Source organism: Pseudomonas sp. D4002 (assembly GCF_013385665.1).
Taxonomy (GTDB): domain Bacteria; phylum Pseudomonadota; class Gammaproteobacteria; order Pseudomonadales; family Pseudomonadaceae; genus Aquipseudomonas.
In genome coordinates this window covers 43,316-61,274 of sequence record NZ_JACAPN010000022.1, presented here as the reverse complement: position 1 = coordinate 61,274, position 17,959 = coordinate 43,316, and the positions used below count along the sequence as shown (strand labels likewise).

The following is a 17,959-nucleotide window of genomic DNA, read 5'->3' as shown; positions in this document are numbered from 1 at the left end:
AAGAGCGGAACCATAAGCGGCCATCACCCAAATAACGGATATGTACCCAGCCCCCAAAACCATAAAAAACACACCTGAACCATTGCGCTCACTTGAGTCCCCCACAGCACTGCCCCTAGATCCGCCGCAACATCAACGCCGCCACCGCACACGCTGCCAACGCCACACACGCCAGAAAGAACGCATCACTGTAGGCCATCAAAAACGCCTGATGGCGCACACTCCGATCCAGCAGGTCCAACACCACCTGATGCTCCGGCAACTGCTCCTGCAGCACCCCACCAGGCAAGCGCTGTTGCAGCACCGGGTCAAACAGCGTCACCGCCTCCCCGATCCGCGCCGAATGCACCCGCTCACGCACCACCACCAACTGCGCCAGTAACGCTGTTCCAACGGCGCCCCCCAGATTGCGCAGCATCGAGAACACCGCCGACGCCGACCCCGCCTGCACCTTGGCCAGCCCATGCACAGCGAGCACCGACAACGCCACCATGATCAACGGCTGACCAATCCCGCGCACCACAATCGAGGGCACGATCACATTGCTGGCGCTGTCCGCCGACAGGTGCGCGCCCATCCAGCAACCCAAGGCCATGATCGCGAACCCCGAGGCCACCAGCATTTTGGCACTCACCCACTTCATCAAGCGCGGCAAAAACGGCGCCATGATCAATTGCACCAGCCCATACGCAATCAAGCTCACACCAATTTCACTGGCGTTGTAGTGCTGCAATTGCGACAGGTAATTGGGCACCAGAAACACCAGCCCATAGGTGCTCGCGCCAAAGATAAACATCGCCACGCTGGCCACGCCAAAGTTGTAGTGCCCCAACAGCCGCAAGTTGATAAAGGCATGCTTGCCCCATAACTGACGGGCCACGAAGCCGATCAATCCCACCACCGCCAACAGCGTCATCCACACGATAAAGGGCGAGCCGAACCAGTCCTTGCGCCCGCCCTCCTCCAGTACGATCTGCAACGCGCCCAGCCCCAGCACCATGCAGCCGATGCCCAGCCAGTCGCCCTGGCGCAACAGGCCGAGTTTCATCGGTTGGCGGTCGATCGACCAGGCCACCGCCGCCAACAACGCAATCCCGGGGAACAGTTGCAGGTAGAAGATCCAGCGCCAGGAATACGCGTCGGTCAGCCAGCCGCCAATCGATGGCCCGGCGGCCTGGGCCACACTGTTGGCCAGGCTGAACAAGGCCATGCCCAGCGGGATCTTGCTGGGCGGCAGCTCGGTGATGATCAGTTGGAATGACAAGGGAATCAGCACCGCCCCGGCCGCGCCCTGCACCACCCGGATCAGGATCATCACTTGCAGGTTGGGCGACAGCGAACACGCCACCGAGGCCACCAGGAATATCCCCGAGCCCCACAACATCACCCGGCGCAGGGAAAACACCTGCACCAGCCACGCGGTGAGGGGAATCATGATGATCTCCGCCACCAGGTAAGCGGTGGAAATCCACGAACCCTCCTCAAACGTCGCGCCCAGTGCACCTTCGATTTCCGGCAGTGCGGCGCTGGTGACGTGCACGTTCATCCCGGCCATGAAGCAGCCGAACAGTCCGCCGATCACCGCGACCCAGGCGCGAAACGGCACACGCCCTTCAGCCTCCATGGACGTGCTCCTGGCTGGCGGCAGGGCGGGTATCAACCGTGGCAATCACCGACATGCCCGGCAGCACCCGCGACTCACCGGGTTCCAGGCGAATCTTTACCGGAAACCGCTGGACGATCTTGGTGAAGTTGCCGGTGGCGTTGTCCGGCGGCAACAGCGCGAACACGGCACCAGAGCCGGGGGCGATGCTTTCCACTTTGCCGTGCCAATGTGCGCCGGCAAAACTGTCCACCGCGATTTCCACCGACTGCCCCGGCGCCATGTGCTGCAACTGGGTTTCCTTGTAGTTGGCAATCACATAGGCCTGCTCCACCGGCACCACCGCCAACAGCGGCAGGCCGGGCATCACGTATTGCTGGCGCCGGACCTTGCGCTGGCCCACCACGCCATCAAAAGGCGCGCGGATCTCGGTGTCCTTCAACGCATTGCGGGCCAGCGCGAGGTTGGCCTGGGCCTCGCCGATGCGTGCCTGATGCTCGACGATTTGCGCCTGCGCCTGTTGCCGGCGTCCCTGCAAGACCTGCAACTGCGCCTGCTGCCGCGCGACCTGGGCGCTCGCCTGGGCCAGGGCCGCCTGGGCCTTGGCCTGGCTGGCGCTGACGGTTTCCAGGTGCTGGGCGCTGGCCACCTGTTGCGCGACCAATTCACGATAACGCTGGTAATCGAGCCGCGCGCGCCGGGCTTCGGCCTCGCCACTGCTCAGTTCCGCCCGGGCCTGGGCGATGCGTTGCTGTTGCTCGCCCATTTGCGCGTCGAGGGTTTGCACCGATGCCTGCTGTGCGCTCGCTGCTGCTTGCGCCTGTTGCAGTTGCGCCTGGGCGCTGTTCAGACGCTCGGTGAAATCCCGCTCATCGATACGCACCAGCACATCCCCGGCCTTGACCGGCTGGTTATCTTCCACCAGCACCTGGGCTACATACCCGGCAATTCGCGGGCTGATAGCGACCCAATCAGCGCGCACATAGGCATCGTCGGTTTCTTCAAGAAAACGCCCCCATTGCCACCAGTACCCGGCAAAGGTTGCCAGCCCCACCAGCGTCGCGAGGGAAGCCGTGGTCACCAGGGCGCGACGATGACGTTGCATAACGGTCAGGCGAATGGGTTCAACAGCCTGGTTCATGGTTTGGCTCCATTGACAGCGACAGATAAGGGGGCGGTTGGATCGTCACGCTGCCAGCCGCCACCGAGGGCCTGGAACAGGTCGATCTGGCGGTTGATCAAGCGCAGGTCGGACTCAGCCACGCGGGCTTCAAGGCCCACCAGGCTGCGTTCGCTGTCCAGCAGTTGCAGGGCATCCAGCGCGCCGGAATGGTAGCCGCGGGAGGCCAGGTCGAAGGCGCGGCGGTTGTTGTCCAGGGCGGCGGCCAGGGCCTGCCCACGCTGCTGTTCGCCCTGGTACAGGGCCATGGCCTGCTCCACCTGCTTCAGCGCGTTGAGCACCGTACCGTCAAACCGTGCCAGGGCCTGGCGCGCTTCGGCCTGGCTCTGCCTGACCCGCGCCTGGGCGATCTGCCGATTGGGAAAGCGCCACGACACCAGCGGCCCGACGGAATACACCGTCGCGTAGCGGTCACCGAGTTTGCCCAAGCTGCTGGCGGATGAACCGAGCATCGCGCCGAAGGTGATCCGCGGGTAAAGCTCGGCGCGGGACAGGCCCACCGTCAAGGTGGCTGCGCGCAATTGCCCTTCGGCGCGGCGGATGTCCGGCCGCCGTTGCAGCAGTGCCCAACCCTCGCCCACCGGCAAAGGCGCCTGCAACTGCGGGGCCTGGGTACAGCTGCGTGGCGTGACCTGCTCCGGCGGCAACCCGCTGAGCACGGCCAACTCATACAGCGCGCTGCTGCGCCGGGCCGTGAACATCGGCAACGGTGCCCGGGTTTCTTCCAGCAACCCTTGCAGGCGCGCCAGGTCGAGTTGCGTGGCCGCGCCGGCCTTTTGCAGCTTCTGCGTGACCGCGACGCTCTGCTCCAGCAGCTGCACCGAGTGCGCCTGCACCTGTTCGCGCACACCATAGACGCAGGCCTGGGCATAGGCGCGGGCCGTCTGCGCGGCCACCGTCACCCGCAGCTCATCCTCCAGCGCCCGCGCCACCTGGGCATCCGCCCGTGCCGCAGCGATGCGATAACGCACCTCGCCCCACAAATCGAGGGTGTAGCTCAGGGAAAACTCAGGGGTGTGGCTCCATTCGGCACCGGCATGACGGTTAGTCGCCTGGGCCAGCGTCTGGTCATCGCGGCTGCGACCGTAGGCCAGGCCATAGTCCAGGGAAGTCGACGGCAGGCGCTCGCCGTCTGCCTGTTCCAGCTGCGCCAGCAACGCATCGACATGGGCGGCGGCGGCTTCGAGGTCTTTGTTCTGGTGCAGGGCCCGCGCCACCAGGGCGTCCAGTTGCGGGTCGCGGTACAGCTGCCACCACCGCGCGGGCAACGCCTCGGCCGACTCGGCGGAGAGCCGCGGTGCAGGCTGCGCCGTGACGGTCGACGGTTGACCGGGCACACCAGTGCACCCGGCCAGCACACTCAACAGGGCGATGGGCATCCATGGGTGAAAAGAAGGGCTGTGCATCACAAGGCTCGCTCAAGAAGGAGCCTTGCAGATTAGGCAGATGGCCTGTCCGATTCGCCCGCGTCAGGGCCATGTATCGTCGCTAAACGGACAATAGCGTTACCTGACGCAACACTAAACTCCGGGCCGAAAATGACTTGGCGGATAACCCAGCGACTTGCGAAACATCGCGCTGAACGCACTCGGGCTCTGGTAACCATGCTCCAGCGCCACCTCCAGGATCGACACGCCCTGGGCCAGCAACTTCAAGCTCAGGGCCAACCGCGCACGCTTGCGCCATTCACCGAAACTCATGCCCAACTCCCGCTGGAACACCCGGCTCAGGGTGCGGGCGCTCATGTTCAGGCTGTCGGCCCAGGATTCCAGGCTGCTGTCGTCAGAAGGGTTGCGGATGAAATGCGTGCACAGCCTGGCCAGCCGTGCTTCGCCGGGCACCGGCACGTGCATCGCCACCACCGGCGCGGCGAGCAGTTCCATGCGGATCAACTCGATCATGGCCTGCAGACGCGGGCTGGGGTGCCCGGCAATCTGCGTGGCGGCGACGATCAGCTCCCGCAGCAATGCCGACACTTCAATCACCTGGCAGGTGCGCCCCAGCCCCGGCTCGGCCTCGGGCATGAGGAACAGCGTGCGCATATGCACCTCGCCGGCCATGCGGATCTCATGCGGGGTGCCGGCCGGCACCCACAACGCATGCCCGGACGGCACCAGCCAACTGCCCTGGGCGGTGCTGACCACCATCACCCCGGACACGCCGTGGATCAATTGCGCCTGGGCGTGGCAATGGGGGTGCACCACGTCATCGTTGCGGTAGTTGTCGGCGTAGGCTTCAAGCCACGGGCGGGGTGGGCTGTTCATCGGCTGAGGTCTCGCATCAATCAAGCGTCGATTCTAGCGAAAAGTCCTGTGGCAAAAACGATAGATATAGACAGCCATCGTCGCATTCCAGACAGCCGGTGAACTTGTGGGCCGCCCCGTCAGTCAGCTAGTTGGGCACTCTGAAAAAGGTTGGGTGGGCAATGCGCATTTCGTTGGAGCAACAAGTGGCGCTGGTGACTGGCGCCAGTTCCGGAATCGGCGCGGGGGCCGCCAAGGCCCTGGCCGAGGCCGGAGCCGCCGTGGTACTGAACTACAACGCCCAGGCGGCGCCGGCTGAAGCACTGGCGGCGCAGATCAACGCCAACGGCGGCCGGGCCATTGCGATTGGCGCCGACGTGTCGAAAGAGGCCGATGTGGAGCGCCTGTTTGCCCAGACCCTTGATGCCTTCGGGCACCTGGACATCCTGGTGGCCAACTCGGGCATGCAGAAAGACGCCGCTGCCGTCGACATGACCCTCGACGACTGGAACACCGTGATCGGCGTCAACCTCACCGGCCAGTTCCTCTGCGCCCGCGCCGCGTTGCGCATCTTCAACCGCCAGGGCATCCGCGAAGGTGTTTCCCGGGCCGCCGGGAAGATTATCCATATGAGTTCGGTGCACCAGGTGATTCCCTGGGCCGGGCACGTGAACTACGCCGCGTCCAAGGGCGGCGTGGAAATGCTGATGCGCACCCTGGCCCAGGAAGTCAGCCAGCAGCGCATCCGCATCAACGGCGTTGCGCCGGGAGCGATCCGCACGGCCATCAACCGCGCCGCCACCGAAGGCGCGGCCGAAGTGGAACTGCTCAAGTTGATTCCCTATGGCCGCGTGGGTGACGTCGAAGACGTGGCCAACGCGGTGGTGTGGCTGGCCAGTGATGCCTCCGACTACGTGGTGGGCAGCACCCTGTTCATTGATGGCGGCATGAGCCTTTATCCGGAGTTTCGTGGCAATGGTTGATCTGAAAAACGAACCACAAAGTGCCATTGATGCCCACGGCATCATCGGCGACATGCGCAGTGCAGCGCTGGTGAACGACAAAGGCAGCATCGATTTTTTCTGCTGGCCGGAGTTCGACAGCCCCTCCATCTTTTGCTCATTGCTGGACTCCCCCGCCGCCGGCATATTCCAGCTCACGCCGGACCTGCCCGACGCCCGCCGCGAGCAGATCTACCTGCCCGACACCAACGTGCTGCAAACCCGCTGGTTGAGTAATGACGCGGTGGTGGAAATTACCGATTTCTTGACCGTCAGTGAAGAAGTTGACGACCTGCCGATCCTGATTCGGCGGGTGCGGGTGGTCAGCGGCAAAGCGAGCATCCATATGCGCTGCGCAGTCCGACATGACTACGCCCGCGCCCAGACCCGGGCCACTCAAGATGACGGCGACGTGTTGTTTGAGGCCGCAGACCAACCCGGCCTGCGCCTGACCAGCAGCCACACCCTGCAGTTGGATGGCGACGCTGCCGTAGCATCCTTTGAACTCGGCCAGGAAGAAGGCGCCGAGTTTGTCCTCGGCGGGCTGGACGATGCCCGAGTCAAAAACGACTGCACCGACCTGTGCCTGGAGCGCACCCTGAAGTTCTGGCGCGGCTGGATTTCCCAATCCAACTACCGTGGGCGCTGGCGCGAGATGGTCAATCGTTCGGCCCTGGCCTTGAAGCTTTTGACCTCGCGCAAACACGGTGCAATCCTCGCCGCCGCCACCTTCGGCCTGCCGGAAACACCCGGCGGCGAGCGCAACTGGGACTACCGCTACACCTGGATCCGCGACGCCTCGTTTACCGTCTACGCCTTTATGCGCCTGGGGTTTATCGAGGAAGCCAACGGCTACATGCGCTGGTTGAAAGGCCGGGTGGGTGACTGCTGCGATCAGCCGATGAAAATCAACATCCTGTACGGCATCGACGGCCGCCAGGAACTGCCAGAAACCGAGCTGAGCCACCTCAGCGGCCACGGCGGCGCGCAACCGGTGCGCATCGGTAACGAGGCGTACGACCAGGTGCAACTGGATATCTACGGCGAGTTGATGGACGCGGTATACCTGGTCAACAAATACGGTGAGGCCATCTCCCACGAGGGCTGGAAACACACGGTGGAAGTGGCCGACCAGGTCTGCGAAACCTGGAACCACAAAGACGTCGGCATCTGGGAAATGCGCGGTGAGCAGCATCACTTCCTGCACTCAAGGCTGATGTGCTGGGTGGCCCTGGACCGGGCGATTCGACTGGCGTCCAAGCGCTCGCTACCGGCGCCGTTTGCCCGTTGGGACCAGACCCGCCAGGCGATTTACGCCGATATCTGGAGCAACTTCTGGAACGAAGAACGCGGCCACTTCGTGCAGCATATCGGCAGCACCGCGCTGGATGGCTCGATGCTGTTGATGCCTCTGGTGCGCTTCGTTGCGGCGACCGACCCGCGCTGGTTGTCGACACTGGAGGCGATCCAGAAAAGCCTGGTGCGTGACGGCATGGTCTACCGCTACCGCAACGACGACAGCCAGATTGATGGGCTACAAGGCACCGAGGGCGCGTTTGCAGCGTGCTCGTTCTGGTACGTGGAATGCCTGGCCCGGGCCGGGCAAGTGGAGAAGGCGCATCTGGAGTTTGAACAGTTGCTGCGCTATGCCAACCCGCTGGGTTTGTATGCCGAAGAGTTTGATAACCAGGCACGGCATTTGGGCAATACACCGCAGGCGTTGAGCCATTTGGCGCTGATCAGCGCAGCGACGTTTCTGGACCGGAAGTTGAGCGGGGTGAAGACGGTTTGGCAGCCTTGAGCCCGAGCACAATCTGAAGGCAATTGAGTAACCTTGTGGGAGCTGGCTTACCTGCTCCCACATAGACCGCGCCAGACTTGGAGACGAGGTGTACCCGGTGCACAATGCGTGGTCCTTCGATCTATACCAGGATGCCAATGCGCCAAGTCCTACTGATCATCGATGTACAACCCTCCTTCGCCCCGCCCGACTGGCTGGTAATCGGCATCAACGCCTTGCTGGGTCGCATGCCGTCAGTGGCCACCGTAGAGCGCCACGACGAAAACATAACCCCGTTCGCCCGCCAACTCGGCTGGCAGCCGGCGCCCGACGACGACAGCCTGATCGCCGCCGACCACATCTTCATCAAACACGGCTACGCGCCCACGCCCGAGACCATCAGCCACCTGAAAAGCCTCGCACCGGACCGAGTGCTGGTGTGTGGCATCCAGACTGATACCTGTGTGCTGGCGGCCGGGTTTGCGTTGTTTGATGCCGGATTACAGCCCACGCTGATCAGCGATTTGACCGTGGGTTCGTCGCTGGATTGCTCTGGGAAACTGGGCGCGGATTTGTGGCGGCATCACTTTAAACACGTCATCACCCACGCAGAGATTTAAGTCAACCCCTCACTGTGGCGAGGGAGCTTGCTCCCGCTGGGGCGCGAAGCGGCCCTAAAAAGCTCAACGCCATCTAACTCAAAGAACACATTCAACAAAACCTGGGGCTGCTGCGCAGCCCAACGGGAGCAAGCTCCCTCGCCACAGGTTGTTTGGCAAAAAACACAAGATCTGTGTAGATCGGTCCCACCGTTTACGACACCGCTAAATATTCAAGGAAGGAATATGACCGCAATACCTGTGGCGAGGGAGCTTGCTCCCGCTGGGGCGCGAAGCGGCCCCAAAAGCTCAACGCCATCTAACTCAAAGAACACATTCAACAAAACCTGGGGCTGCTGCGCAGCCCAACGGGAGCAAGCTCCCTCGCCACAGGTTATTTGGCAAACATCACAACATGTGTGTATATCGGTTTCACCATCAACGCGAAACCTTCGGCCCATGCTGAGCTGGACCGAGACCTGGCAAAGCACTGACTTAAGGAGCATGGACGCATGACCGATCTTCATCAGGAATTCGAACGCAGTCACCTCTTCCACAAGGCGCGTATTGATCGGCGCTCTGCCGACGCATTACTCGGCGTCACTGCCGGCCTGGTCGCCGACGGAAACATCAATCAGATGGAAGCAGCGTTTCTAAAGACCTGGATAGAAACCCATCTGCTCCAGTTGGAAGACCCGGTGGTAAACATTCTTTATCAGCGCCTTGCCAGCATGTTGAGTGACGGTGTTCTCGACGCGGAAGAGTCCGCAGAACTGTTGGAAATGCTGCATCAGTTTTCCGGTATCTCGGTGGGGTCACCTCAACGCCCCTCTGCTGTCAGCAGCCTGCCGCTGAACAATCCGGCTCCGACACTGGAGTGGCAGGACCGGACTTTTTTGTTTACCGGTGTCATGGCGTACGGGCCTCGCAAGGAATGTGAGTTACTTGTCGTAGAACGCGGCGGCCTAATCGGTAACTCGGTGAGCAAGAAGGTTCATTTTCTCGTGGTCGGGAGCGTTGGTAATGAACAATGGCTCCATAGCTCATATGGAACGAAGATCAAAAAAGCCGTCGAGTTAAGAAATAGCGGTATTCCGATCGCTATCATCAGTGAAACCCATTGGCAGCAGGTGTTGTTCGGTTGATGCCCATTATCTCCATCCTGATTCACGTCCCCGACTGGCGTGCCGCCACTGAGTGGTACGCCACCGCCTTCTATGCCGCCACACGCATCTACCACGAGCCCGATGATTTCGGTCATTTGGACGTGGGCGGCGTGGCCATCGAAATCGTGAACGCCGACAACAAGGTCGCCAGCGGTGCGGCGGGGTCGGTGGTGTATTGGCGGGTGGTTAACCTGCATCACGAGGTACAGCGACTGGTCACGTTAGGCGCCACTTTGTATCGCGGCCCGATGAAAATCCAAGGCGGCGAGTGGATGTGCCAGGTGCGCGACCCTTGGGGTAATTGCATCGGCTTGCGCCAGGCCGGTCTAGACAAGTCAAGCAATTGCAGCCTTTCGAACCACACTCGGTAACCCGCTTGGTCTACAGTTCCAACACTTTCCCTCCACCCTCGGAGCCTCCATGCCCACCCTCCAAATCCGCACGCCCATGCTCGATATCGCCTACGAAGCCCATGGCCCGGAAGGCGGTGAGGTGGTGATTCTGCTGCACGGCTTCCCCTACGACCCTCGTGGCTATGACGAGATCGCCCCGGTGGTCGCCGCACGTGGCTACCGGGTATTGGTGCCATACCTGCGCGGCTATGGCCCGACGCGCTTTATCAACGAACAGGTGATGCGCTCCGGCCAACAAGCAGCGCTGGCCAAGGATTTGCTGGATTTCATGGATGCCCTGTCCATCGAAAAAGCCACGCTGGTGGGCTATGACTGGGGCGGACGCGCGGCGTGTATCGTTGCGGCGCTTTGGCCTGAACGGGTGCGCGGCCTGGTGACGGGCGATGGCTACAACATTCAGGATATCGCTGCGTCGACCAAGCCTCGGGCGCCGGAAACAGAGCATCGGCTGTGGTATCAGTTTTACCTTCATACCCAACGGGGTGCCGACGGACTGACCGCCAACCGGCGTGAGTTCTGCCAGTTGCTGTGGGCGCTCTGGTCGCCGTCCTGGGCCGAAGGGCCGAGCCTGTATGGCAAGACAGCGCCTTCGTTTGATAACCCGGATTTTGTCGAGGTGGTGGTCCATTCCTACCGGCACCGCTTCATGTACGCACCGGGTGACCCGGCGCTGGAAAGCATCGAGCAGGCCCTGGTGCAGCCACCGCCGATTTCAGTACCGAGCATCTCGTTGTGCGGCGCTGATGACGGCGTAGGTCCGGCTCCGGTTGAAGATGACGACCTGGAAAATTTCAGCGGGTTTTATCGGCGCGAGGTGTTGGCCGGCGTGGGCCACAACATTCCCCAGGAGGCGCCCCAGGCAACCCTTGAGGCGATTTTCGAGCTGCTGAGCCTCAGCCCCCAGCCGAAATCCTGAAGCTGAACACGCTGCCCTGCCCCACCACGCTTTCAGCCCACAGGGTGCCGCCGTGGGCTTCGACGATGCCGTGGGAGATGTACAACCCCAGCCCGCTGCCGGTGGGGTTGCCCTCGCGTGAGGTCCAGTAGCGGTCGAAAATATACGGCAGTTGCGCCGGGTCGATGCCGATGCCGTTGTCGCATACCCGAAACAGCACTTCGTCCCCCGCCGCCTCGGCAATCACCTCGATCACTCCGCCCACCGGGGTGAATTTCAGGGCGTTGCCCAGCAAGTTGGAAAACACCTGGAACAAGCGCTCCGGGTCGGCCTGGGCACTCAGCCCGTCCACTGAGCGCCAAGTCAGGTCCAAACCCTTGGCCGCCGCCAGCGGTTGCCACATCGAACAGATCTGGTCCAGGGTTGCCGCCACATCGAGCCGTTGCAGCGAAACGCTGTAGCGCCCGGCCTCGATGCGCGAAATATCGATCAGGTCTTCCAGCAGCGTGTTCATGCGGGCGGTGGCGTTTTGCATGGTTTCAATCGCGGTGGAGAGGCGCCGGTTCGCCTTGTTGTCCTCGGCGGGCACCATGCTGCGCATCATGCCGCATTGCATCAGCAGGATGGTCAGCGGGCTGCGCAGGTCATGGGAGACCACCGCCACCAGCTCGTCACGCGCCCGCACCGCAGCATGTTCGCGTTGCACCTGGCGCGCCAGGTCATGCTCCAGGGCATTGCGCCGCAGGCTCTCCACCGCCTGTAGCTCCGACAGCGACCAATACAGCGCCTTGCCGTCGACCTGCTGCTTCCACAACTCAAACGACAGGCGCGGGCTCAAGGTCGTGCTGCCCGGTTCCTGATGTTTGACCGGCTGGCCGCTCCACTCCACCGAGGACTGGACCTCCGGGCGAAACCACATCACCGCGTTGTCCACCGGCTTGGGCAGGCAGAACGCCAACAGGCCGCTGGCGTGGGCCTGATAGGCCGCCGCCGGGGGGAAATCCACAGACAGTTGATGGCTGTGCACCACGCCTTTGCCCTGCCCGCGCACCCACTGGTACAAGGCGTGGATTTCAGCACGTGCAGGGCAAACGCCGAACACATGCAGGCGCTCTTCCACCAGGATCGCCAGGCCACCGGCGGCGGTCAGGCTCAGCAGCATTTGCGCATGCGGCAACAGGCTTTCCATCACATCGCACTGCACCCCCGTCATGGCAGCAACCAGCGCTTCGACCATGGCGGCCTTGTCGCGTTGTTGGCGGCGCTCCTGCTGTTCCTGGAGCAACGTGATCTGCATCGACAACAACTGGCCGATGCTGGTGCACGCCGTGCGCAGTTCATGGGGCACGCGCAACGGCTCACGGTGACCACAGGTGATCAGGCCCCAGAGCTGGTCGTCCTTGAGCAGCGAAATGCTCATGGAGGAACGCACGCCCATGTTCTTCAAATAATGGCAGTGCACCGGGGACACGCTGCGCAACACGGCGAAGCTGAGGTCCAGGGGCTGGCCGTTGTCGGGGCGCAGGGCCGGCAGGATCGGCACCGGCTGGTACTCGGCGTCGGGAATCGCGCGGATCCAGTTCAGCCGGTACAGCTCGCGTGCCTGGGGCGGGATGTCCGACGCGGGAAAACATAATCCCAGGTACGGCTGCATGCCGTCGCTGAGGGCCTCGCCAATCACTTTGCCGTGGCCCTCCTGCTCGAAGCGGTACAAGGTGACCCGGTCATAACCGGTGAGGCTACGAATCTCGGTCACGCTGATCTGGTACAAGCTGTCGAGCGTCTTGGCCGACTGCAAGCGGCGCAGCGTTCGGGACAGCTGCTTCACAGCGCTGTGCTCAAGCGTGAGGCTCCGTTCCAGTTCGAGAAACAGCAGGCCTTGATGACGATGCAGCAGGATGTCGTAGGCGTAGCCATCCAGCGTCAGTTGATGCACCTCCTCCTCAAAGGCGTCCAGGTCTGCCAGGGCACGATTCACCTGTACTGCCGCTTCGCTGCCCAGCACACTGGCCAGCGCCTGGCCCGACAGGCGTTGCGCGTCCAGGCCCAGCGCGACGCTCAGGTTGCTGCTGGCTTGCAGCACCTCAAGCGCCGGTTCGCTCAGCGTCAACAACAACCCGTGAGGCTGGATCGAGCCGGGGATATGGATGGGCTCGCTGGCGCAATCGTCGATCAGCGTATCGACCGTGGTCATCGCAGCACCCCGCAGCGGTCCAGCCACTGCTCGAAACACAGGAAGGTCGACTCGGCGACCTTCACCGCCTCCACGCGCTCGTACGCGGTTCGCAGCGGGTAAAGGCACGCCATAAAGCGCTGCCACAGGGCGCTGGTCTCGGCCCCGTACACATTCATGAACGCGCCGCCATTGGTGGAGCCCACGCCAATCTTGATCTCGATCAGGTCGCGCAACACCTGGCCGCCGAGGGTGGCGCCTTCCAGCACATAGAGGGCGCCCAAGGCCTGGGCCACGTTGGTGATGGCGGGCAGTTCGGGGCATATCGGCAAGGCATCGATCTGCAGGTTTTCCAGGCCCAGCGCCCGCAAATCCGCCTGCAAGTACGGGGTTTTGCTGCGCCGCCCCCACTCCAGGTCCGGGATGATCTCGCCCCACGGCGCCAGGGCGCGCTCCAGCGGTTGATAGAAGCCGTAGTAGGCGCTCATCAACTCGCGGTACAACGCCAGGTCCATGCGGGAAAAAGGCAGCCGAGTGTCGAGGCGTCGATGCAGCGCAGCGGTCGCCGCGCGTAGTTCGACAAGGACAGGAGGTAGTGAATTCATGAGCTGTGCGCACGCCGGGAAGGTTCAAAACCGCGACGTAGAGGCCTGGGATCAAGACACTGCGCAATGGACTGTGAGTAACATAGCACCTTGATACAAAAACGTACCTATTCGTTCAAACAGGCTCGACCTCAACCGGGTGAGGAAAACCGTTCACGGTAGGCCTGGGGCGTGATCGATACCGCTCGCAGGAAGCTGCGGCGCATGGTTTCTTCACAGCCAAAGCCGCAGTGCACGGCAATGCGCTTGATCGACACGCTGCTGTCCGCCAGTTGCCGGCGGGCGGTCTCCACGCGAATCAACTCGACCGCCCGCGCGGGGGTCTGGCCGGTCTCGCTGCGGTAGTGGCGCACGAAGCTGCGCTCGCTCATGCCCGCCTGGGCGGCCAGTGTGGCAACGTTCAAATCGAGGGTCAGGTGTTCGGCGATCCAGGCGTGCAGCTCCGCAAAACGGCTACCGCCCTTTTGCAGGGACAACGTCACGCTGAACTGCGATTGCCCACCGGGGCGCTTGAGAAACACCACCAGGTGCCGCGCCACTTCCAGGGCCACGGCGCGACCCAGGTCCTCTTCCACCAGCGCCAGGCACAAGTCGATACCGGCGGTCACGCCGGCGGAGGTCCACAGGTTGCCCTGCTGGATGAAAATCGGATTGGCCTCCACCGTCAGCTGTGGGTACTTGCGCGCGAGTTCTTCGCAGCGCGTCCAGTGGGTCACCACGCGGCGGCCGTCGAGCAAACCGCTGGCGGCCAGCAGAAAGGCGCCGGTACACACCGAAGTCATGCGCCGGGCCTGGGTGGCTTTTTGCCGAACCCAGTCCACCAGCGCCGGGTCTTCGGCGGCGCCGTACACCCCCCAGCCGCCGGCAATCACCAGTGTGTCGCACGGAGCATCGGCAGGCGGCAGTGGCTCGGCCACCAGGGCCAGGCCCGCCGAGGTCATCACCGGCTCGGCCTGCGCGGCAATCACACTGACCGCATAGGGCAACGGCAAGCCCTGCTGGCGCGCCAGGTCATTGGCCGAGGCAAATACTTGCAAGGGCCCGGTGACGTCGAGCACCTGCACATTGGGAAAGGCGAGCACGTTGATGATTCTGGGCATGTTGGCGTAATTCGTGGGCTCAATGGCGTATGCGCCAAAGCCTAGGTGACTAGAGTGAAGCCGTCCATCCCTTTATCAGGAGCAGTCCCAATGACCTTGCAGATCGGCTTTTTGTTGTTCCCCGGCATCCAGCAACTGGACCTCACCGGGCCCTACGACGTGTTGGGATCGCTGCCGGATGTGAAACTGCACCTGGTGTGGAAGGACCTCGCGCCGGTCACCTCCAGCACCGGCTTGGTATTTACCCCCGGCACCACTTATGACGAGTGCCCGACGCTGGACGTGATTTGCGTGCCCGGCGGTTCTGGCGTCGGGGCATTGATGGAGGATGAGCAGACCCTGGCGTTTCTCAAGACACAGGCCCAGACCGCGCGCTATGTGACATCGGTGTGCACCGGCTCCCTGGTGCTGGGTGCCGCGGGCTTGCTGCGCGGGCGTCGCGCGACCACTCACTGGGCCTACCACGACCTGCTCGCACCGCTCGGTGCGATCCCGGTGCAGGAGCGCGTGGTGCGTGACGGCAACCTGTTGACCGGTGGCGGGATTACCGCCGGGATCGACTTTGCCCTGACCCTGGCCGCCGAGCTGTACAGCGAGGCGGCAGCGCAACTGGTGCAGTTGCAGATTGAGTACGCCCCGGCGCCGCCGTTCAATGCTGGCCGGCCGGAAACCGCACCGTCGCATGTACTGGAAGAAGCCCGCAAGCGCACCGCCGAGTCGCGCAAGACCCGGGGTGAAATCGTGGCACGGGCGGCGGCCAAGTTGGGTTAAGCGTTCGCCCGTCCGTGGCGGTCGGCGGGCACCAGATGCCCGATGGTGCCGTCCCCATACGCCCGCTCCACTTTGGAAATCACCACGTGATAACCGCCGTACCAGCGGCGGTATAGGCGCTTGGCTTCCAGGTGGGTCGGGTGGCTGGCAAAGGCGCGAATGGAGGCCTCGTCACGCCAGTAATAACTGGCGTTGATCAACCCGCCATCCGCCGAACGCCACGACTCGGCCCCCACGTATCCCGGCAGCCTTGCTGCCAATGCGTCGATCAGATTCGTGAGGCGCTGGAACTCGTCATCCCGTTCGCCGGGCTTGTAGATAAAGGCTGCGATGTACATGGGTAACGTCCTTTTATGAGTGATGTTTCACGTCGGGCGAGACATCAATGCCAAGCGCACGGCCAGCACCATCAGCACGGTTGCCAGGCCCCATTTCTGTAAGCCTGCGCTCCCCGGTTTGCCGGCAAAAAACCGGCTAACCGCCCCGCCAAAAATCCCCAGCACGGCATGAAACACACCGCTGATCAGCGTCAGGATGATCCCCAGTTGCACCAGTTGCAGCGCGATGGGGCCCGCCTCGGGGCTGACGAATTGCGGCAGGAACACCATGAAAAACAGCAGCGCCTTGGGGTTGAGCAAACTGTTGAGCATTGCCCGCACAAACACCCGGCCCAGCGGCACGCGGCTGACGTGGGCCGTGTCCAGGGCGGGCGTTTTCTGCAGGGTCTTGAACACCAGCCACAGCAGGTACAACACCCCGGCGTAGCGAATCAGGTCGAAGGCCGGCGGCCAGCTGGCGACCAGAGCGGTCACGCCGGTTGCGGTCAGTGCCGTGAGCAGCAGGTCCGCCACGCTGATGCCCAACCCGGATGCCACCCCGCCACGCCAGCCATAGGTCACACCGTGGCTGATGACGAAGGCCATGTTCGGGCCCGGGGATAACAACAGCAGCAGGACTGCGCCAGAGAACACAGCCAGGGTTGCGAGGTCGATCATGCTCAAGCCATCCACCGGGAAAGCCTGTAGATTAATCAGCTCACCTGATACAAACAAAAAATTGATCTAGATACGCTTTACACGGGAACGCACCATGGCTCAGGTCCGCTACAAACTGATCGTCGATGAACTGGCCACGCGGATTCGCGCCGGAAAATTGCCGCCGGGCACCCAGTTGCCGACCGTGCGTAGCCTGATGAACAGCCATCGCATCGCCCTCGCCACTGCCTTGCGGGTGTACAGCGAACTGGAGGCCAGCGGCCTGGTGGTGGGTGAACCGGGACGCGGGACGTTTGTGCGCGACACCACGTTGCTGCGGGGCATGGGCCTGGTACAACAACCGCTGCAACCGGGCACCGTGGACCTGAGCCTCAACTACCCCTCGTTGCCGGGCCAGGCCGAGATGCTGCGCGACGGTTTGCGTGCCATTGCCGCCTCGGGCGACCTCGATGCGCTGCTGCATTCCGCGCCGCAGGGTGGCCGCGCCCATGAACGACAGACCGCCGCGCGGCACCTGCGCAATCGGCAGATTCGCGTGAGTGGCGAGCAAGTGCTGATCGTCAACGGTGCGCAACAAGGCCTCGCCGTCAGCCTGATGGCGCTGCTGCAACCGGGGGATGTATTGGCGGTGGATGCGCTGACGTATCCCGGGTTGAAAACCCTGGCCCAGTCCCAGCGCATCGACCTGGAGCCGCTGCCGCAACCGGCTGGGCATACGGATCTGGATGCGCTGGAGGCTTTGTGCAAACGGCGCCCGGTGCGGGCTTTTTATTGCATGCCCACGTTGCACAATCCGCTGGGCACGGTGATGGGTGAAGCCGACCGCGAGCGCCTCGCAGCGTTGGCTGAACGCTACGATTTTCTACTGATCGAAGACGGCGCCTACGCCTTTCTCGCCGAGCCCGCACCGAAGCCGTTGTTTACTTATGCGCCGCTGCGCACGGTGTATGTGTCTGGCCTTTCGAAGAGTGTGGCGTCGGGGTTGCGGGTGGGGTTTATCGTCGCGCCCAAGGCGTGGGTACCGGCGCTGGAGCAAGCGATCCGTGTCTCGACCTGGAGCACGCCGACGCTCACGGTGAACCTGGCGTGCCGCTGGATAGAATCCGGTGCAGTGGATGCACTGGAAGAGCACAAGCGCCAGGATGCGCGCCAACGCCAGGCGCTGGCCCGGGAGGTCTTGCGAGGGTGTGAGGTGATTGCGCATCCGGCGTCGTATTACCTGTGGCTGGTGTTGCCGGAAGGTCTGCGGGCGGATGCAGTGGTGGCTGCGCTTGAGGGCCAGGGTGTGCGGGTCACCAGTGCCGAGCCGTTTGCCTGTACGGCCCATGTGCCGCATGCGTTGCGGGTGGCGCTGGGGTCGATTGACTTGGCGACGTTGAGAATAGCCTTGGGGAAAATTCGCGAGGCAATTCGGATATGAATAAAGGGCCAGCAG

The 17,959-nt window shown here is 63.0% G+C and carries 17 protein-coding genes; 8 read left to right on the top strand and 9 right to left on the bottom strand.

The window, feature by feature from the left end; all coding sequences use genetic code 11:
- Positions 1-115: 115 nt before the first annotated feature.
- The 4 genes from HX824_RS16970 to HX824_RS16955 all read right to left on the bottom strand — a co-directional run bounded on the left by HX824_RS16970 (position 116) and on the right by HX824_RS16955 (position 5,047).
- Complete coding sequence (locus tag HX824_RS16970; RefSeq protein ID WP_177054848.1) at positions 116-1,624, bottom strand: MDR family MFS transporter; 1,509 nt, start codon at positions 1,622-1,624, stop codon at positions 116-118.
- Positions 1,614-2,744, bottom strand: coding sequence for an HlyD family secretion protein (locus tag HX824_RS16965; RefSeq protein WP_134327030.1), 1,131 nt, complete (start codon positions 2,742-2,744; stop codon positions 1,614-1,616). Before HX824_RS16965 ends, HX824_RS16970 begins: the two co-directional genes overlap by 11 nt.
- Positions 2,741-4,189 carry an efflux transporter outer membrane subunit gene (locus tag HX824_RS16960; RefSeq protein WP_177054847.1) on the bottom strand — a complete coding sequence of 483 codons (1,449 nt, stop codon included), beginning with the start codon at positions 4,187-4,189 and terminating at the stop codon, positions 2,741-2,743. The genes HX824_RS16965 and HX824_RS16960 overlap by 4 nt, the downstream gene beginning before the upstream one ends.
- A gap of 114 nt (positions 4,190-4,303) precedes the next feature.
- Positions 4,304-5,047 carry a helix-turn-helix domain-containing protein gene (locus tag HX824_RS16955; RefSeq protein ID WP_177054846.1) on the bottom strand — a complete coding sequence of 248 codons (744 nt, stop codon included), beginning with the start codon at positions 5,045-5,047 and terminating at the stop codon, positions 4,304-4,306.
- 161 nt (positions 5,048-5,208) lie between these two features.
- Between HX824_RS16955 and HX824_RS16950 the strand changes: the two genes are divergently transcribed.
- From HX824_RS16950 to HX824_RS16925, 6 genes are all read left to right on the top strand, one after another.
- Positions 5,209-6,009 (top strand): glucose 1-dehydrogenase, encoded by an 801-nt coding sequence (locus HX824_RS16950; RefSeq protein ID WP_003208175.1) that lies wholly within the window; start codon positions 5,209-5,211, stop codon positions 6,007-6,009.
- Positions 6,002-7,828 (top strand): glycoside hydrolase family 15 protein, encoded by a 1,827-nt coding sequence (locus tag HX824_RS16945; RefSeq protein ID WP_008434531.1) that lies wholly within the window; start codon positions 6,002-6,004, stop codon positions 7,826-7,828. Before HX824_RS16950 ends, HX824_RS16945 begins: the two co-directional genes overlap by 8 nt.
- Before the next feature lie 137 nt (positions 7,829-7,965).
- Complete coding sequence (locus HX824_RS16940; RefSeq protein WP_177054845.1) at positions 7,966-8,427, top strand: cysteine hydrolase family protein; 462 nt, start codon at positions 7,966-7,968, stop codon at positions 8,425-8,427.
- 491 nt (positions 8,428-8,918) lie between these two features.
- Complete coding sequence (locus HX824_RS16935; protein WP_087695346.1) at positions 8,919-9,551, top strand: BRCT domain-containing protein; 633 nt, start codon at positions 8,919-8,921, stop codon at positions 9,549-9,551.
- Positions 9,551-9,943: a VOC family protein gene (locus tag HX824_RS16930; RefSeq protein WP_177054844.1), complete on the top strand. Its 393-nt coding sequence runs from the start codon at positions 9,551-9,553 to the stop codon at positions 9,941-9,943. Before HX824_RS16935 ends, HX824_RS16930 begins: the two co-directional genes overlap by 1 nt.
- Before the next feature lie 49 nt (positions 9,944-9,992).
- Positions 9,993-10,901: an alpha/beta fold hydrolase gene (locus HX824_RS16925; protein ID WP_177054843.1), complete on the top strand. Its 909-nt coding sequence runs from the start codon at positions 9,993-9,995 to the stop codon at positions 10,899-10,901.
- Here the strand turns inward: HX824_RS16925 and HX824_RS16920 are convergent.
- The 3 genes from HX824_RS16920 to HX824_RS16910 form a co-directional block, all read right to left on the bottom strand.
- Positions 10,879-13,074 carry an ATP-binding protein gene (locus HX824_RS16920; RefSeq protein ID WP_177054842.1) on the bottom strand — a complete coding sequence of 732 codons (2,196 nt, stop codon included), beginning with the start codon at positions 13,072-13,074 and terminating at the stop codon, positions 10,879-10,881. The two genes, HX824_RS16925 and HX824_RS16920, sit on opposite strands and share 23 nt — an antisense overlap.
- Complete coding sequence (locus HX824_RS16915; RefSeq protein WP_043225183.1) at positions 13,071-13,658, bottom strand: biliverdin-producing heme oxygenase; 588 nt, start codon at positions 13,656-13,658, stop codon at positions 13,071-13,073. The genes HX824_RS16920 and HX824_RS16915 overlap by 4 nt, the downstream gene beginning before the upstream one ends.
- A gap of 131 nt (positions 13,659-13,789) precedes the next feature.
- Positions 13,790-14,758 (bottom strand): GlxA family transcriptional regulator, encoded by a 969-nt coding sequence (locus HX824_RS16910; RefSeq protein WP_177054841.1) that lies wholly within the window; start codon positions 14,756-14,758, stop codon positions 13,790-13,792.
- Positions 14,759-14,848: 90 nt separating this feature from the next.
- On the opposite strand from HX824_RS16910, the gene inhA reads away from it, so the two are divergent.
- Complete coding sequence (gene inhA, locus HX824_RS16905; protein ID WP_177054840.1) at positions 14,849-15,529, top strand: isonitrile hydratase; 681 nt, start codon at positions 14,849-14,851, stop codon at positions 15,527-15,529.
- On the opposite strand, the gene HX824_RS16900 is transcribed toward inhA, so the two are convergent.
- Together HX824_RS16900 and HX824_RS16895 are read right to left on the bottom strand one after the other, a co-directional pair.
- Positions 15,526-15,867 (bottom strand): antibiotic biosynthesis monooxygenase, encoded by a 342-nt coding sequence (locus HX824_RS16900; protein ID WP_003208192.1) that lies wholly within the window; start codon positions 15,865-15,867, stop codon positions 15,526-15,528. The two genes, inhA and HX824_RS16900, sit on opposite strands and share 4 nt — an antisense overlap.
- Positions 15,868-15,894: 27 nt before the next feature.
- Positions 15,895-16,524, bottom strand: a complete 630-nt coding sequence (locus HX824_RS16895) for a LysE family translocator (RefSeq protein ID WP_087695340.1) — start codon at positions 16,522-16,524, stop codon at positions 15,895-15,897.
- Positions 16,525-16,618: 94 nt separating this feature from the next.
- Between HX824_RS16895 and HX824_RS16890 the strand changes: the two genes are divergently transcribed.
- A complete protein-coding gene (locus HX824_RS16890; protein WP_177054839.1) occupies positions 16,619-17,944 on the top strand; it encodes a PLP-dependent aminotransferase family protein in 1,326 nt (441 codons plus the stop codon).
- Positions 17,945-17,959 lie beyond the last annotated feature (15 nt).

Coding starts and splice junctions, on each gene's coding strand:
- HX824_RS16970 (WP_177054848.1), bottom strand. CDS start 1,624: ATGGAGGCTGAAGGGCGTGTGCCGTTTCGCGCCTGGGTCGCGGTGATC.
- HX824_RS16965 (WP_134327030.1), bottom strand. CDS start 2,744: ATGAACCAGGCTGTTGAACCCATTCGCCTGACCGTTATGCAACGTCAT.
- HX824_RS16960 (WP_177054847.1), bottom strand. CDS start 4,189: ATGCACAGCCCTTCTTTTCACCCATGGATGCCCATCGCCCTGTTGAGT.
- HX824_RS16955 (WP_177054846.1), bottom strand. CDS start 5,047: ATGAACAGCCCACCCCGCCCGTGGCTTGAAGCCTACGCCGACAACTAC.
- HX824_RS16950 (WP_003208175.1), top strand. CDS start 5,209: ATGCGCATTTCGTTGGAGCAACAAGTGGCGCTGGTGACTGGCGCCAGT.
- HX824_RS16945 (WP_008434531.1), top strand. CDS start 6,002: ATGGTTGATCTGAAAAACGAACCACAAAGTGCCATTGATGCCCACGGC.
- HX824_RS16940 (WP_177054845.1), top strand. CDS start 7,966: ATGCGCCAAGTCCTACTGATCATCGATGTACAACCCTCCTTCGCCCCG.
- HX824_RS16935 (WP_087695346.1), top strand. CDS start 8,919: ATGACCGATCTTCATCAGGAATTCGAACGCAGTCACCTCTTCCACAAG.
- HX824_RS16930 (WP_177054844.1), top strand. CDS start 9,551: ATGCCCATTATCTCCATCCTGATTCACGTCCCCGACTGGCGTGCCGCC.
- HX824_RS16925 (WP_177054843.1), top strand. CDS start 9,993: ATGCCCACCCTCCAAATCCGCACGCCCATGCTCGATATCGCCTACGAA.
- HX824_RS16920 (WP_177054842.1), bottom strand. CDS start 13,074: ATGACCACGGTCGATACGCTGATCGACGATTGCGCCAGCGAGCCCATC.
- HX824_RS16915 (WP_043225183.1), bottom strand. CDS start 13,658: ATGAATTCACTACCTCCTGTCCTTGTCGAACTACGCGCGGCGACCGCT.
- HX824_RS16910 (WP_177054841.1), bottom strand. CDS start 14,758: ATGCCCAGAATCATCAACGTGCTCGCCTTTCCCAATGTGCAGGTGCTC.
- inhA (WP_177054840.1), top strand. CDS start 14,849: ATGACCTTGCAGATCGGCTTTTTGTTGTTCCCCGGCATCCAGCAACTG.
- HX824_RS16900 (WP_003208192.1), bottom strand. CDS start 15,867: ATGTACATCGCAGCCTTTATCTACAAGCCCGGCGAACGGGATGACGAG.
- HX824_RS16895 (WP_087695340.1), bottom strand. CDS start 16,524: ATGATCGACCTCGCAACCCTGGCTGTGTTCTCTGGCGCAGTCCTGCTG.
- HX824_RS16890 (WP_177054839.1), top strand. CDS start 16,619: ATGGCTCAGGTCCGCTACAAACTGATCGTCGATGAACTGGCCACGCGG.